At 68.5% G+C, this 14,133-nt stretch carries 16 protein-coding genes and 3 pseudogenes; 14 read left to right on the top strand and 5 right to left on the bottom strand.

Annotated elements, in window-relative coordinates; translation table 11 throughout:
• Positions 1-88 precede the first annotated feature (88 nt).
• From ACIQFZ_RS37210 to ACIQFZ_RS37200, 3 genes and pseudogenes are all read left to right on the top strand, one after another.
• Positions 89-514 carry an MBL fold metallo-hydrolase gene (locus ACIQFZ_RS37210; protein WP_402693318.1) on the top strand — a complete coding sequence of 142 codons (426 nt, stop codon included), beginning with the start codon at positions 89-91 and terminating at the stop codon, positions 512-514.
• Between the two features lie 192 nt (positions 515-706).
• Positions 707-799: pseudogene (locus ACIQFZ_RS37205) on the top strand (DUF4440 domain-containing protein); the annotation flags it as partial.
• Positions 800-862: 63 nt separating this feature from the next.
• A pseudogene (locus ACIQFZ_RS37200) lies at positions 863-1,014 on the top strand (IS5/IS1182 family transposase); the annotation flags it as partial.
• 63 nt (positions 1,015-1,077) lie between these two features.
• On the opposite strand, the gene ACIQFZ_RS37195 reads toward ACIQFZ_RS37200, so the two are convergent.
• Positions 1,078-2,370: a DUF4241 domain-containing protein gene (locus tag ACIQFZ_RS37195; RefSeq protein WP_402693317.1), complete on the bottom strand. Its 1,293-nt coding sequence runs from the start codon at positions 2,368-2,370 to the stop codon at positions 1,078-1,080.
• Positions 2,371-2,937: 567 nt separating this feature from the next.
• Here ACIQFZ_RS37195 and ACIQFZ_RS37190 point away from each other — a divergent pair.
• The 7 genes from ACIQFZ_RS37190 (at position 2,938) to ACIQFZ_RS37160 (ending at position 7,034) form a co-directional block, all read left to right on the top strand.
• Positions 2,938-3,384 carry a hypothetical protein gene (locus ACIQFZ_RS37190; protein ID WP_402693331.1) on the top strand — a complete coding sequence of 149 codons (447 nt, stop codon included), beginning with the start codon at positions 2,938-2,940 and terminating at the stop codon, positions 3,382-3,384.
• Positions 3,314-3,589: a PTS sugar transporter subunit IIA gene (locus ACIQFZ_RS37185; RefSeq protein WP_402693330.1), complete on the top strand. Its 276-nt coding sequence runs from the start codon at positions 3,314-3,316 to the stop codon at positions 3,587-3,589. The genes ACIQFZ_RS37190 and ACIQFZ_RS37185 overlap by 71 nt, the downstream gene beginning before the upstream one ends.
• Positions 3,571-3,693 (top strand): hypothetical protein, encoded by a 123-nt coding sequence (locus ACIQFZ_RS37180; protein WP_365430809.1) that lies wholly within the window; start codon positions 3,571-3,573, stop codon positions 3,691-3,693. The genes ACIQFZ_RS37185 and ACIQFZ_RS37180 overlap by 19 nt, the downstream gene beginning before the upstream one ends.
• 97 nt (positions 3,694-3,790) lie before the next feature.
• The gene (locus ACIQFZ_RS37175; RefSeq protein ID WP_402693316.1) at positions 3,791-3,973 is read left to right on the top strand and encodes a hypothetical protein; all 183 of its coding nucleotides are present in this window, start codon (positions 3,791-3,793) and stop codon (positions 3,971-3,973) included.
• A gap of 173 nt (positions 3,974-4,146) precedes the next feature.
• Positions 4,147-5,340 (top strand): DUF418 domain-containing protein, encoded by a 1,194-nt coding sequence (locus ACIQFZ_RS37170; protein WP_376653269.1) that lies wholly within the window; start codon positions 4,147-4,149, stop codon positions 5,338-5,340.
• Positions 5,341-5,877: 537 nt separating this feature from the next.
• Positions 5,878-6,750, top strand: coding sequence for an SDR family NAD(P)-dependent oxidoreductase (locus tag ACIQFZ_RS37165; RefSeq protein WP_402693315.1), 873 nt, complete (start codon positions 5,878-5,880; stop codon positions 6,748-6,750).
• Positions 6,751-6,812: 62 nt separating this feature from the next.
• Positions 6,813-7,034, top strand: coding sequence for a hypothetical protein (locus ACIQFZ_RS37160; RefSeq protein WP_402693314.1), 222 nt, complete (start codon positions 6,813-6,815; stop codon positions 7,032-7,034).
• 35 nt (positions 7,035-7,069) lie between these two features.
• On the opposite strand, the gene ACIQFZ_RS37155 is transcribed toward ACIQFZ_RS37160, so the two are convergent.
• A complete protein-coding gene (locus ACIQFZ_RS37155) occupies positions 7,070-8,293 on the bottom strand; it encodes an RNA-guided endonuclease InsQ/TnpB family protein (protein ID WP_402693313.1) in 1,224 nt (407 codons plus the stop codon).
• Between the two features lie 14 nt (positions 8,294-8,307).
• Between ACIQFZ_RS37155 and ACIQFZ_RS37150 the strand changes: the two genes are divergently transcribed.
• Entirely contained in the window at positions 8,308-8,466 is a 159-nt protein-coding gene (locus tag ACIQFZ_RS37150) for an Arc family DNA-binding protein (protein ID WP_402693312.1), read from the top strand.
• Between the two features lie 958 nt (positions 8,467-9,424).
• On the opposite strand, the gene infA is transcribed toward ACIQFZ_RS37150, so the two are convergent.
• From infA to ACIQFZ_RS37135, 3 genes are all read right to left on the bottom strand, one after another.
• Positions 9,425-9,649, bottom strand: coding sequence for a translation initiation factor IF-1 (gene infA, locus ACIQFZ_RS37145; RefSeq protein ID WP_010981942.1), 225 nt, complete (start codon positions 9,647-9,649; stop codon positions 9,425-9,427).
• Positions 9,646-10,437: a GNAT family N-acetyltransferase gene (locus tag ACIQFZ_RS37140; RefSeq protein ID WP_402693311.1), complete on the bottom strand. Its 792-nt coding sequence runs from the start codon at positions 10,435-10,437 to the stop codon at positions 9,646-9,648. Before ACIQFZ_RS37140 ends, infA begins: the two co-directional genes overlap by 4 nt.
• A gap of 512 nt (positions 10,438-10,949) precedes the next feature.
• On the bottom strand, positions 10,950-11,651 hold the full coding sequence (locus tag ACIQFZ_RS37135) for a DUF4232 domain-containing protein (RefSeq protein ID WP_365436253.1): 702 nt from the start codon (positions 11,649-11,651) through the stop codon (positions 10,950-10,952).
• 349 nt (positions 11,652-12,000) lie between these two features.
• On the opposite strand from ACIQFZ_RS37135, the pseudogene ACIQFZ_RS37130 reads away from it, so the two are divergent.
• The 3 genes and pseudogenes from ACIQFZ_RS37130 to ACIQFZ_RS37120 all read left to right on the top strand — a co-directional run.
• Positions 12,001-12,168 (top strand): annotated as a pseudogene (locus ACIQFZ_RS37130) (IS6 family transposase); the annotation flags it as partial.
• Positions 12,169-12,374: 206 nt separating this feature from the next.
• Positions 12,375-12,770: a VOC family protein gene (locus ACIQFZ_RS37125; protein WP_402693310.1), complete on the top strand. Its 396-nt coding sequence runs from the start codon at positions 12,375-12,377 to the stop codon at positions 12,768-12,770.
• 145 nt (positions 12,771-12,915) lie between these two features.
• Complete coding sequence (locus tag ACIQFZ_RS37120; protein WP_402693309.1) at positions 12,916-13,686, top strand: transposase family protein; 771 nt, start codon at positions 12,916-12,918, stop codon at positions 13,684-13,686.
• Positions 13,687-14,133 lie beyond the last annotated feature (447 nt).

Here is a 14,133-nt window from a genome sequence, read left to right as displayed (position 1 = left end):
TTCCAGCATGTGCGACGATCACGGGCACTCGGCGGCCGGGCTGGCGTGGTCAGCGCCTCGCGTCGCGGAGGGACCGGCTGTTGACCCGGTGACGCTGCCCGAGGTCGACGAGGTCAGGGTCACGACGATGGTCGACAACACCTACGACGCTCTGCTGGCCTCTGCCGAAGGCGTCACCCGGGCGTCGATGGGCGCCGGGCGGACCGCCGCGCGGCAGTTCGCCGGCGGCGAGGCCCTCGCGGGGCTGCGTGCCGAGCACGGCTTCTCCGCCCTGGTCACCATCCAAAGCGGGAACGCGAGCAGCACGCTGCTGTTCGATACCGGCGCGTCGCCGGACGGGCTGGCGGTGAACGCCGAGCGTCTTGGCATCGATGTCGGCGGCCTGCAGGGCGTCGTGCTCAGCCACGGACACTTCGACCACGCGGGCGGCTTCGACGGCCTGGCCCGGCTGCGCGGGCGCTCCGGCCTGCCGCTGACCGTCCACGCGGTCTGGACCCGCCGCCGCGCCGCCTGAAACTGCCCGCCGGCCAGGGTCTGAAGATGCCCACACTGTCGCGGGGTGCCCTGGAACGCGAAGAGTTCGAGGTAATCGAGCGGCGGCAGCCGTCGCTGCTGGTCGGCGGCATCATGAGGCCAGCCGACACGCGTGCCGGATCTTCCAGTTCGTCCCCTGCTGCCGCCCTTTTTTGCGGGCGCCGCCATGCTCGATGGCAGGCGAGCTCGGAGGAGCTCGATCTGGCGGAAGTTGGATGACGAATCCGGGTGGCGGATGTACTACCACCACGCCACGCCTGTGCCAGATGCACGAGGCAGTGAGCCTGTTCCAAGCTGGCGGTGCCGACCGCGAGCTGAACAGTCCTGCGTAACAACGAAGCTCCTGGTAGACGGGCTCTCGCCAAGATCACCCGTGTCTGCCAGGAGCAACGTCAACGACTCCACCGTCTTCGATGCGGTCATGGACGCCTTGAGAGTGCCCCGGGCCGGCGCGGACGACCCCGTCGCAGGCCCGGCGCGGGGCGGGACAGGTCCCGCCCGGCGGTACGGGACGTCGAGTCCCAGGACTCCGCATGAGTCACGTCAGGCACCGGCGGTGGCTCCGCTCTCTGGGAGCAGCTCGGGCATCCCCTCCACCAGCACCACGACCCCGACCACTTCGCCGGCCTCGGAACGGCCGACCCAGACGGGATAGGTGCCGTCCCCCGTCGTCGCGAAGGCCGCCAGCTCGCCGCCGGAGGCCTGGTCCCGGGTGCGCAACAGGTACATGGAGTCGCTGATGTCCTCGTACACGTCCGGGTCCAGGTCCGCGTCTCCCTGGATCAACCCTTTCTCGAAGAGCGCCAGGAGCGGCTCCCAGGCCCCGGCATCGGCGAAGCAGCCGGTGGCACCGTCGGTGTCGAAGCCGAAGATCTCGTTCTCCCGGAGCAGGCGGGGGTCGTCGACCGGGCGGCGGGCCATCTCCCAGGTCGCGGCGGGGCTCTCGTTGATGAGCACGCGGACGGCCATGGTGTCCGTACGCGTGACCTCGCTCCCCTTCCACTCGCAGTGGTAGGTGTGGCGGGCCCGCGCCTCCTCCAATACGTACTCCCCCGGCGGGACGGGGACAGTGATGTGCGGCCCGTCGCCGTCGTCGCTGTCAGGGCCGGAGACGGCCAGCAGCCCGCTGGGCACGCGCAGGGCTCCGGTCCGACGCGGCTCCACGACCGTCATCTCGGGGTGGTATCCGTCGGTCACGCGTACCCCAGGCCGGAACAGCTCACCGATCGGCCCGGGCTGCGCGGGGCGGGGCGGACGCCAGCAGGTGGCGGACGCGAGCCCGCTACCGTCGTCGGCTGCCGCGGCCGCCTCGGTGATCTCGAAGACTGGCGGCTCCGTGAGCCCGTGGACCTGGGCCGAGAGCAGCGGCCACTCCCCGAAGACAGGCCGGTCCATCCAGCGCTCGTCGTCGCGGACCCCGGGCACGGTGACGTAGAGGCCCCCGTCCTTGCCCTGGGGCTCCTCCGTCCGCCGGCCCCTCCCGTCCGGGAAGAGCTCCACGGTGATGCGCGGACACGCCTCGTCGAATTCCGCCATCTCCGGGCCGATGTAGTTCCTGGTGCACCGGCGCAGCAACCGCACCGGGTCGTCCAGCAGCCGCATGTCCAGGTCGTAGGTACGGCGACCCTGAGCGTCGTAGACCCACAGCCCGACATAGTGGTCCCGCCAGGAGACGAGTCGGACCTCCAGCGGAGCCTCCCGGCTCGCCTCCCGGTACACCACCACGTACGGAAGCCCGGCGGCGTCCCGCTCACGGGCCTCCCCCACGGATATTGGCCGCCAGGCCACGCGGGCCTCCAGGTCCCACGCCTGTGCGTACTCCACCTCGACCACCATTGCCGCTCCCCAGTTCCCGTTCGCGTACGTGCTGGGCTGCAACGTAACCGCCGCCTGTGACATCGGCCCTACCGGGCCGGGCCCAGCCCCAGACCGTCTTCCCCAAGGCAGACCGTACGGCCGCCGCCGGCTTGCCCACGCCTACGGCCCGCGAGGCATCCGGCCAGCACCGGCATGCCGAACCGGCACCCGGGCAGACAGCCGCGCCTGCGCCGGCCCGGCCGCGCAGAACCACCCCACCGAGGCCCGCCGGACACCCCGCCGCCGAGCCCGAGCCAAGAGGAAGGCGAGCGTCCGGCCGACCCCACGCCCGCACCGCACCGCCCGGGGCGGCCTCGCGGGCCATCCATCGCGCTCAGAGGCCGGCCTGGAGTTGGACGCAGCGATGGAATAACGCATGCAGCACCGTGCCTTTGGTTGAAGGCCGATTCGGTCGGCGGCGCGATCCGGGGCGCGGCCTGGCGCCGCGCCCTTGGGCTGCCGAGTGTGCCGGAGGTGGGCCGCGAACTGTGAGAGACAACGAGAGAGGGCGGGAGCCGGTGAGCCCTTTCTCAGACGACGTACCCGCTGATCTACGAGCTCGCGGTCTACATACGTCGGGAGATCCAGCGTGCGGAGGGCGTGCGGTTCACCGAGGACGAGATCTCGTTCGTGGCCATGCACATCGGCGCGCGTTGGAAGTGCAAGCTGCACGTGCAGCACGACTGCGCACGGTCGTCGTGTGTCCCGCGTACCACGAGATGGCGACCCAGGCTGCGGGAGCGGCTCGAGCGAGAATTCGACCAGCACCTCGACATCACCGGCCTGGTCACTCGCCTGCACGGCGTGGACGACATCGACGCTGATCTGGTGATCTCCACAGTGCCCCTGTCCGGTCAGGACGCCCCCGTCGTGGTGGTGAACGTCTTCCCGACCTGGAAGGACATCGAGTCCGTTCGGGCCGATCACCCGCACCACCCGCAACCGCGATCGGGCCTCGGCCCCGCACCGACTACTCGACTTTCACCGCCCTGAACTCTTCGTCCGCAACCTGGATGCGGATGGAGAAGAAGAGGCGATCCGCAGGCTGGGCTCGCTGCTCCTGGAAGCCGACGCCATTGATGAGACGTATTTGGAAAGAGTGCTGGAGCGAGAGGCACTGCCGTCGACCGCTTTCCCGGACGGTTTCGCCGTGCCACACGCGACCGGCCTTCCTTCCGGTTGGCGTTCGAGGAGCTGACCGACGTGCTGGGCGAGCGGACCGGCGTAGAACGCCTGGTGCGCGCCGCGAAGGACTATCCGTCGCTGGTAGCGGAGCTGGAAGCGATGTTGCCAACCGACTGATCCGGCCCTCGGGGCCCAGCCCCGGATCACTCCCCCTGGCGTGATCGTCCGGGATGCCTTGTCCAGCTCCGCTGACAGGGGAGCCGTTCCGTGCACCATGCTCGTCGACGTAGGTGCCGCGCCCGCCGGTGAGCTCGCATGCCGCTTCGACGCCCTCTTCGCCGCGGGCGGCGCCCAGCTCACGGCCGAGATCGGTGCGGGCCGCGAGCTGCATCACATGCGTTCCACCTCGCCGCCCGTTCGCTGCGGTCGGCTGTACATTCGAAAGTACACCGGCTGATGGCTGTCCATGCCTGCTGCACTGCTGCACCGAGCCCAAAGCCCCGGATGACCAGGGCGGCTTCGCGAGCAGCGGTTCCAGGCGCCCGGCAGGTGGGCCTCCGCCGGATGGCGGGGGCGGCTCGGATATCTGCCGGTCACCCGGCGATCAGCCCACTCTCAAACCTGGAAGGCATGACACAGTACTCAGACGTCGCAACTCCTGCGGTAGACGCCCCGGCCCCCGTGCGCGACAGCGGGAAGGCACCGGCGGGCCGGCTGATCGGGCTGGACCTGGCCCGCGGACTCGCGGTATTCGGCATGTACGCGGCTCATGTGGGACCCGACCCTGACCAGGGGGGCGTGACCGGCTTCCTGATGGAGCTGGCCCACGGCAGGTCCTCCGCGCTCTTCGCCTTCCTGGCGGGCTTCGCCGTTGTTCTCATCACCGGGCGCAGGGCGCCGAAGACAGGGCGGGCCGGGCGCCAGGCAGTGGCCAAGGTGGTGATCCGGGCCGTGATCCTTCTGGCCGTGGGCACCGCCCTGACCATGAGTGGCACCCCGGTCGATGTGATCCTTGCCTTCTACGGCCTGTACTTCCTGCTCGTACTGCCGCTGTACCGGCTCGGCGCCGGCCCCCTGGCGGCGATCGCCGCGGGAACGGCCCTCGTCCTGCCCCAGGTGCTCTACGTGGTGCAGCAGGCGATCGGCAACAGTGACGTCCGCCCGCCCGGTGAGCCCGACGGCGTCGTCTCGCTGTTCTTCACCGGCACCTACCCGGCTCTGACCTGGATCCCGTTCGTGATCGCCGGCATGGCCGTGGCCCGCCTGGACCTGGCTGCCACCGCTGTCCGGATACGCCTGGCCCTCACGGGTGCAGCCCTCATGATCACCGGCTACGGAGGCTCCTGGCTTGCGCTGCACCTCCTTCCCGGTGCCGCCAACGCCATCGGCGCGTCGACGTCGGCCGGGGATGGGGCGAGCGTGTGGTGGTCCGACACCGCGGGTTATCCGCCCGGGGACACCCCCGCCTGGCTGATGGCTGCCTCCCCGCACAGTGAGACCACCCTGTCGATCCTGGGCAACACCGGCGTGGCGATCATGGCCGTGACCGCATGTCTGGCCGCGACGGACGCCCTCCCGCGGCTCCAGTCCCTGGCGCGGCCGGTTATCGCAGTCGGTTCCATGTCGATGACCGCCTACGTCTTCCACCTCTTCGGCATCCGGTTCCTGGGCATCGAGGAACTGCCCGGATCGCCCCTGCACGTCCTGCTCGGCTTCATCGCGGCCGCCATGGTGTTCGCGACCGTCTGGTCGCGCTTCCAGCAGCGCGGACCGCTCGAATGGCTGATGACCAAGGCGACGGGCCTGGCCCGGCACATCCCCTGAGCGCAGAACCGGCCGAACCGACGCCTCTGCCCCCGGCGGTCGACGCCCCCTGGCTACGACCGCCGTCGTGCTGCGGAACAAAATGCGGCGAGCCTGCGCCAGGACAGGGCCGTCGACCATCTTGCCGTCGAAGAGGAAGGCTCCGGCAGCGCTGCGTGCTCGCTCGAGGACAGCTGTGGCCCACTTGGTGTCTTTCGCTGACGGTCGGAAGGCGGCGCGTACTACTGACCGCCAGGGGCGCCGCTGGGGTTCGGGTCGCGGACTTCGACCCGGTCTTCGCCGAGCTGACCAAGATCTCAGACGATGATCCCGGCGTCCTGTACCGGCCGGACGACTATCGGATCGCGTGGTTCCCGATCAACAGGTCACCGCTCAGCCGGCAAGCCTGGGAGAAGGGCAAGGCGGCTACGAGGAAGACACCCGACTGCTCGATCCGCCGAGTGTCCCGATCGACATCCCGTTCACGCACGCCGATACCTCTGCCGGGGACCTCGACGCCGGTATACCTACCTGCGCGGGCCCGGAACCCGCGGACGGGTGGCCCGTCGTGCTGTTCATCTGGGCCGGACGCCTACCGAACCGACCACCCGCCGCACCCCCACCCATTCGGCTAGGAGAGCAATGGTGTCATCCGTGCAGAGCACACGTTTCGAAGGCAAGGTCGCGATCGTCACCGGCGGCAGTCGTGGGATCGGCGCGGCCGTCGCACGACGGCTGGCCAGCGAAGGCGCAGCAGTGACGATCGGCTACCGAGGCAACAAGGAGGCGGCTGACGCCCTCGTCACCGAACTGGGCGCGCGTGGCGGTCGAGCGATCGCCGTGCAGGCAGACGCCGCTGATCCGGAGCAGACCCGGGTGCTGACCGAGCAGACTGTCGCAGAGTTCGGCCGGCTGGACGTGCTCGCGTCCTGTGCCGGTGTCGAGCACTTCGACGCCCTGGAGAAGATCACGCCTGGCGACTTCGACCGGATCTTCGCAGTCAACACGCGCGGACAACTGTTCGCAGTCCAGCACGCCGTGCCTCACATGCGCCAGGGCGGCCGTATCGTACTCACCTCCTCGGTGAGTGCCTCCAAGGCGTTCTTCCATCACACGCTGTACGCGGCCAGCAAGGCTGCGGTCGAATCGATGGTCCTGAACCTGTCCGCCGAGCTCGGGCAGAAGGGCATCACGATCAATGCCGTCGCCCCCGGCGGCACTGCCACGGACATGGCCGCGGAGTACGGCGCGGACTACCAGCACCCGGAACTGGTCGGCCGACAGGACCTGTCCGAGTGGCTCGACACCGCAGTGGCGCTCCGCCGACTCGCGGACCCCACGGAGATCGCCGCAGGCTACGCCTTCCTCGCCTCGGACGATGCGGCCTACATGACGGGCCGCACACTGCAGCTCGACGGCGGGATGTTCTGACGGGCAGACCTGCTTCCCGGGGGCGGTGGACACGCCGCCCCCTGCCTCTTCCTTACCGCTTCGTGGCGAACACGATGGACGGGCTGGCCGCCGACCGCGCCCGAGGCCGGGTCGGCGGGCGTCGGCCGAGGCTCACCGAGGACCAGGCCGCGCTCGCCCAGCAGCTGTACGACGCGCGCGTGGCGACTCGGCAGGGCGCAGTTTGCGACTGGGCGCCCCAATCACACGGCTGGCGGTTCCGGGTCGACGCCGTCACGACGCGTAACCGGAACCCCAAGGCTTGACATCCTCCCCTCCCTGAAGGGAGGGGATTCCTGGCTCAGGCTGCCTCCGGGAGCAGCGCCCCCGGAGGTCTTGCGCCCTCAACACCAGCCGGGGTGAGACCAGCCCGGACCAGCATCACGCGGGCGGAGTTCTTGTCCCTGGGGGACGCGGCTCCGCATGCGGTGCAGGTGTAGGTACGTTCCGAAAGAGGAAGTGCGTGCTTGGTTCTCGCTCCGCACGATGCGCAATCCATAGTGGTGTGCGCGGGGTGTACGAGGCGGACGTCCCGCCCGTGCTTGCGGCCCATCTCGATCAGGGCCATCTTGGTGGCGCCGATGGTGGCGTCGGCCGCCTTGCGGGCCATGGTGGTCTTGGCGAGGAACTTCGGCCGGAAGTCCTCGACGGCGATGGCGTCGTGGTCGCGGACGACGCGTTTGGCCCACTTGCGGGCGGTGTCCTGCCGCTGCCGTGCAACCTTCTTGGAGACCTGCGCGGCCTGCCGTTGCGCCTTCCTGTAGCCCTTGGACGCGGCCTGCCCCTTGGCGGGCCGGCGGCGGGCCATCATCCGCTGATACCGGGCCAGACGCTGCGCGGCCCGCCTGCCGTGTTCGGCGTGCGGGAGGTCGTGCGCGTCCGATGTGGTGGTGGCGGTCTCCTTGACGCCCCAGTCGATACCGACAACGGCGCCGGTTTCGGGGATCGGTTGCACCTCGGTGGCCACGACGAACGACGCGTACCAGTGGCCGAGGCTGTCCCGGTACACCCGCACCGACGACGGAGCGGACGGCAGTTCACGCGACCACACCACGGTCACGGCGATGCCGCCCACAAGGTGCAGGCGGCCGTCCTTCAGCCGGAACCCTCGGGTGGTGTAGTTCAGCGTCGGCTCGGCATCACGCTTCCGCTTGTGCCGGGGCATGCCTGCGCGCTGCCTCACCGGCAGACGGTGCTCAATGTCCTTCAGCGCTTTGGAGCGGGACTTGGCGAAATCCCGGATCATCTGCTGCTGCGGGACGCTCGCGCCGTCCCGCAGCCACGGCAGCTTGCTGCGGGCTTCGGTCAGCATCTTGTCAAGTTGCGCCGGACCGCACGTCAGCTTGCCCTCGGGGTGCACCCGATTGTGTGCGTGCACCTGCCGGGACTTGGCGACGCATTCGTTCCACACCCATCGGCACCGGTCCCACTCGGCAAGGAGCGCGGTGCGGGCGGTTGACGACACGCGAAGCCGGTAGGTGTACCGGGCGTGCCCGGCATCCTTGGCTATCTGCGGCATCGTCATGGCATCATTTTAGCATGACTGATGAGAAGAGAATCTCCCTCCGACTCCCAACCGACCTGCACGCACGGCTGGTTGAACAGGCCCGTTCAGACCGGCGGTCCCTCAACTCTGAGATCGTCCACCTGCTTGAGGTCGCCCTCACCAATGCGGGTAGAGATGACGAATCGCCCTGACGACGATTCCTCTTTCCGTGCCCTGCTCCGCAGGGGTTCGATTCCTCCCCGGCCTGAAGGCCGGGGCATCCTCGAAGGAGATCAGGTGAACGAGCGCGAAGACCAAGTCCTCCGCCAGCGGGTCACACTCAGCCACCAGGGCAGCCCTGAGCGCCACCGGGTCCGGCTGAAGGCCAGCCCCTCGAGCCCAGGCCGCAGCTCGCTCCCCTACTTCGACCGAATCACCGATCCACTCACCGGGCAGACCGTAGTCCCGCGCCATCTCCGGCGACAAAGCACATTGCCATGACAGGCCATCGGGACTCGGTGCCTGAACTGTCGCGAAGTCGCTGTCGACCACATGAGAGACCAGGACAGAAGCACGCGTCTCGCGGATGATCGAAGGGTCGGGATCCGCGATAGGGCACGCTTGTACTGCCACTCGCCATCGCGTGCCCACCAGCACGGCACACAGTCCGAGGCCCGTATTGCCGCCAACTCCGTCAGCGGCAGGCCGGCTCGCGCCACGATGAAAGACCCCGAGAACCCCATGACCGGGAACCATAGCCGCGATCACTGACACCGTTGATTACCCGGCCAAGGCTGCGTGACGAGCCACTAGGTGTCTCATCACAGGCCACACGGGTAAACAGCTCAACTCCATTTTCTCTCAGCTCGGTTGAGATATTGCATGTCACAGCAATGACTCTCTCTCAACTACACGGATAGCCGAGACACTCGAGAACGCTCCTGGCCCGCAGCCGGTGCCGGACCGGCTGTGCCTGCAGGGCTGCACGTGATGCACAACGACATCGCCTGACAACTACTGCCCCTGGAGCTGCGGTTCGGCTCGGGCCAGACCTGCTGGCGGCTGGAGCGGTGGCCGCCGCGGCCGTGCGAGCCACCGTCGGAGCCCCGGTCACGGAAACGCCGTGACCGGGGCCCCAGGATCAGCTGCCGCGGAAGGTGCCGACCGCCGCTAGTTCCGGTACCGGAACACGATCCGGCCGCGCGTCAGGTCGTACGGCGGGAGCTCCACCAGCACCCGGTCTTCCAGCATGATCTTGATGTAGTTCTTGCGGATCTTCCCGCTGATGTGCGCGAGTACCTGGTGGCCGTTCTCGAGCTCCACGGTGAACATCGCGCTGCGCAGGCACTCGACGACCTTGCCCTCGACTTCGATGACGTTCTTGTTCTTCGTCATCGCACCAGCTCCAGGTTGCTGCTCATCGGCCGGGCGCCGATGCCCTCGAACAGCGCCGAGGCTGCTTGGTTGGACTCTTGGACCTCGGCCCAGGCCGCGGCGAACCCGGAACGGTGCAGCGTCCCCAGCGCGTGGGCCAGCAGCGCCCGCGCGATGCCGCGGCGCTGCTCGCCGGCCCGGACCGCGACCAGCCCGATGCGCGGCCGGTTCACCGTCACCACCCGGATCAGACCCAGGTAGCGGTCCGGCGCCGCGGCCACCGCGTACTTCGACGGGTCGACGATGGTGTCGCCTTCGGGGAGGGGAATTACCTCCGCGGGCATCGACTGCCACCCGACGGTCGCCTCGACTTCGTCACGGATCGCGCGGTCCACCGCCCGCAACAGACTCTCGTCCGCCTGACCGGCGGGCACGATCGTCACGCCCGAAGGCGGCAGGACTGCTTCGAGCCCTGTGACCTGCAGGTCGGTCGGCACGACGTACTCCCACTCACGGCGCCGAATCGTGAAACCGGCCCGCCGCCAGCCGGCCGTCAGCTCGACGTCGGCTTCGTCGACCACCGTGTACAGCGGCGCCGGCAGTTCCGCCAGCATCGCCTCGGCGAGCCGGTCGAAGGCGGCGTCGTGCCAGGCGTCGATGCTGACGAACAAGCGTCCGTCGGGCCGGTGCTCCGCATGCCCGCGGCCGACCACCAGGTCGTCATCCAGTGCATGCCATTGCCTGTCCGCGACGCGCATGATCATCACCGCGTTCTCGCTCAGGCCAGATGTGAAAGGCTTCGTGTTCATCGGAGTCTCCTTCCAGGAGTGCCTCGATCTCAGGCGCTCCTGGCGACACCGAACGTCAGCCGCCGGACCGTGACGGGTTGAGGGAGCACCCACGGGTAACTGTGTTCACGGGGCTCACCTCCATACGACGACTTCACGGTCCACCAGGACCGTAGCAGTGGGGCGCCGCCTCACTCAAACCCTTTCCGGTCGAGTCCGCCCAGGCCCGCTGGCGCACGGTCACCGCACCCCACCTCGTCGCCCTCGTCCGTGCTGGAGCCCGCTCGCCCCTCCCCGCGCGCTGAGCGGGTGGCCCAGGCGGCTCGCCGTCGTTGGACACGACATCGCGTGTATCAACATCCGATCCCCCGCGGATACGCGAGCGAGCCCGGACCGATTGCGATCGGTCCGGGCTCGCGGGCTGTTCGGGGCGTGGCCGCGATCTCGCCGAGTCGCTGGTCGCCGGGGAGCCTTGCGAGTTGCTGACCGTAGACGTGCTGGAAGGCGGTGACGCGTCACTGGTCGACGGGTCGTCAGAAGTCGTACGGCTTCTTGGTGCTCCAGTTCAGCACGTCGGCCTCGTTCCAGCTGAACTGCGGCTTCTGGCCCTTGGTGTCGACGGAGTAGAAGGGGCCGTTGTGACCGTCGGCGCCGCGCAGCGCGATGGCGAACGAGTGCGCCGTGTGGTTCTTCGAGCCGTAGTCGAAGAGGTTCACCGCGCTGTATGCCTTGCCTCCGGGCCGGAGCGTGATGTGCTTGTCGCCGCCCGGGTTGTCCTTCTTCGAGTGCGGCAGTGCGGCGCCGTCGACGTCCTCGCCGAGCTTCACGGCCGGGTACGAGGTGACCCAGCATGGCTTGGTGCCCGCGTTCGACGCGGTGACCAGCAGGTGGTCGCCCTGCTGACCGGCGAACCGGTGCACCGCGGTGACCAGCATCTCGTCTCCGCGGCACTGCTGGGCGCCGGCCGTTGTGCCCTTGCTCGCGACCTCGTCCGTCCCGCCCGAGGCGGTCGCCGAGCCCGCCCTCTCCTTGGTGTCACCACCGCTGTTGGCCTGCTCCGCGTTGCCCTTGCCGTCCCCGTTGGACGCGGAGCGACTCTGCGCGGTACCAGCGGCGTGGTCGCCGCCCGCCGCCTTCGAGCCGCCGTCGGCGCCGCCGCAGGCGGTCAGGCCCAGCGCCAGCGCGGCGGTGACGGCGGCCAGGGTGGCGGTACGGCGGGCGCGGTGCGTGGTCATGATGAAAGCTCCCCCATGGTCTGTCAGGACGCGGCACCTCTCCGCAGGGCGACCGGCCGCATCGACTGTTTCGCTGCACCCCATGAGATGACGCCGGGGCGGGCGTAGTTCACTCGGGTCTGTCCGCATTCGGTAACAAGGCAACTGGGCGCAGGCACACCGGTGTTCACGTCGTGCCCGTCAGCGGTGCAGCGCCTCCGGCTGCTGCGGCACAGGGGAGGCACCTGAGGATCCGGCTCGTGAACCGGACAAACTCTGAGCTGCGGTGTTGCAGGCACTGTCACGTTGGCTGGCGACGTGGGTTGATCTTGGAGTTGTCGGGCAGGCGAGGAGATCGTCTGTGGAGAGTGTGCAGCCGTCGTACGAGGGTCACCGGTACCCGGTGGAGATCATCTCGCACTGTGTGTGGCTGTACTTCCGCTTCCCGCTCAGCTTCCGCGAGGTCGAGGAGTTGACGCTGGAGCGCAGCGTGGTCGTCTCCCACGAGACCATCCGGCAGTGGTGCCTGAAGTTCGGGCGGGCTTACGACTATGGGGGCAATTGAGCTCGGGGCGTCCTGGACTAGGGGTTCACCCGGTGGGTGATCAGCAGGCCGTCGTGCGGACGGCCACGAGTCCGACGAGGCTCACTCCGCCAACGAGGACGGATTCTGACCTCTTCGGTGTCTACAGTCATGGCACCGGCCGGGATGCGGTATCCGCGGCGACAAGGAGGGGGCCATCCATGTTGCGAGGACTCACCACCGTCAGTTTCTGGACTGCCGATCTGGAGGCGGCGAAGACCTGGTACACCGATCTGCTGGGTATAGGTCCGTACTTCGAGAGACCGGGGTATGCGGAGTTTCGCCTCGGCGACTACCAGCACGAGCTGGGGTTGATCGACAGCCGCTACGCGCCCGCCGGCTCTGCGACCGGGCCCGGCGGTGCTGTCGTGTACTGGCATGTCGACGATGTGAGCGCGACTCTCGAAAGACTGCTGTCCATGCGCGCGAAGGAGTATCAGCCGCCCACGGACCGCGGCGCGGGGTTCGTCACCGCTGCCGTGACTGATCCCTTCGGCAACGTCCTGGGCTTCATGCACAACCCGCACTACCTGGATGTGCTGGGCACCCGCAGGTAAGAACAGGGTGCGGCGAGGGTATTTCCGATCGGGCCGTGACATGAGATGAGCCGTACGGGTTGGGTGAGTTGTGAAACTGACCTGGGCCCGTACGGCCTGCTCCCCTCCTGCACCGTCCGGGGTCTCCCGTGCACATTTCGGCGAGTTGCTCGAAGAACTCGCCCCGAAGTGGGCGGCGGCCCGGGAGTCCTCGCTGCGCGAGCGTCGTGGAGGCGATCGCCGCCGGGCGGCGGGTGCGGGACGCAAGCAACGGCTCGTCTTCACTGATCGGCTCCTGGTCACCCTGGTGTACTTGCGGCTGGGTCTGCCTCATGCGTCCCTGGTGCAGCTGTTTGGGGTCGAGCGCTCCACCGTCTCAACCACGATTCGGGAGGTCCGGCCCCTGCTCGCAGCTCGGGGCCTCGCCGTCCCTGACCGGCCCGGCGTGCGTAGGCGAACCCTGGAGGATGTGTTCGCCTACGCCGAGGCCGAGGGGGTCGAGCTCCGCATCGACGGTGCAGAAGTTCAGATCAGAAGGCCCCGTGCAGGACGGCTGGGACGCAAAGCGTTCCTCTCCGGGAAGAAGAAGCAGAACACGATCAAGACGACCACGTTCAGCGACCGCCAGGGCCGGACTTTGCTTTCCGGCGTGGTGCGGCCCGGGCGGATGCACGACCAGACCTCTGTACGCACAGAGCGCATCGCCGGGCAGTTTCGCCTCCGCCCGGCAGTCAGGGCCGAGGTGGACAACGGTTACCGCGGGCTGGCCAACGGGCTTGCACTCAAGAGATTCGGTCAACGGGTTCAGGCTGGAGATTCGGCTCCCCTGTCGACTGCGGCGGCGTTCAGCGCCACCAGGTTCTGGGTCCAGCAGTCTGACTGCTTGGTGGCGACATCGGCGCCGCAAGTCGCGCAGACGAGATTGGGGCCGTCCTGACCGTCGAGTCCGCAGCAGCCGTTGCGGCGCCCGTGGTCCGGGTGCGGAGCCGTTCCCGGCACGTCGTCGGGATGCAGGATGAAGAAACTGGCGTCGTGGCTGATCGCATAGGTGCCCCGGGCCATCCGCGGAGGGGCGATCCGACGACCGGACTTCTTATCGGTGTCCCGCGAGGGCCGTGCTTTCTTGAGATTTCCAGTGAGTGGCTGCCGGCAGTTCGCGCAGGTGAAGAGTGTCACCGGGACATTCTGCCAGCCCAGACATCGCCAGCCTTGGGAATCTCTCCGAGCTATGGGAGCCGGCCGGCGTCGACGTGGTCGGCGAGGTAGACCGTGACGCCTTCGGGGTCCATGCCTAGTAGTGTGTCGCTGCTTAGCTGTGGGTTTTTTGGTCGGGATGCTGGTGTGTGGCAGATTCCCCTTCCGTTCTGCCGGACAGGGCTGGTGC

It is taken from the genome of Streptomyces sp. NPDC093064 (assembly GCF_044754605.1).
Taxonomy (GTDB): Bacteria; Actinomycetota; Actinomycetes; order Streptomycetales; family Streptomycetaceae; genus Streptomyces.
The sequence above is the reverse complement of the archived record's forward strand: the minus strand, read 5'-3'. Positions and strand labels throughout refer to the sequence as shown.

What these genes read in the sequence shown, in the direction of transcription:
- ACIQFZ_RS37155 (WP_402693313.1), bottom strand. Translation starts at nt 8,293, where the DNA reads ATGACGATGCCGCAGATAGCCAAGGATGCCGGGCACGCCCGGTACACC.
- ACIQFZ_RS37140 (WP_402693311.1), bottom strand. Translation starts at nt 10,437, where the DNA reads ATGAACACGAAGCCTTTCACATCTGGCCTGAGCGAGAACGCGGTGATG.
- ACIQFZ_RS37175 (WP_402693316.1), top strand. Translation starts at nt 3,791, where the DNA reads ATGCTCGTCGACGTAGGTGCCGCGCCCGCCGGTGAGCTCGCATGCCGC.
- ACIQFZ_RS37125 (WP_402693310.1), top strand. Translation starts at nt 12,375, where the DNA reads ATGTTGCGAGGACTCACCACCGTCAGTTTCTGGACTGCCGATCTGGAG.
- infA (WP_010981942.1), bottom strand. Translation starts at nt 9,649, where the DNA reads ATGACGAAGAACAAGAACGTCATCGAAGTCGAGGGCAAGGTCGTCGAG.
- ACIQFZ_RS37170 (WP_376653269.1), top strand. Translation starts at nt 4,147, where the DNA reads ATGACACAGTACTCAGACGTCGCAACTCCTGCGGTAGACGCCCCGGCC.
- ACIQFZ_RS37195 (WP_402693317.1), bottom strand. Translation starts at nt 2,370, where the DNA reads ATGGTGGTCGAGGTGGAGTACGCACAGGCGTGGGACCTGGAGGCCCGC.
- ACIQFZ_RS37135 (WP_365436253.1), bottom strand. Translation starts at nt 11,651, where the DNA reads ATGACCACGCACCGCGCCCGCCGTACCGCCACCCTGGCCGCCGTCACC.
- ACIQFZ_RS37150 (WP_402693312.1), top strand. Translation starts at nt 8,308, where the DNA reads ATGACTGATGAGAAGAGAATCTCCCTCCGACTCCCAACCGACCTGCAC.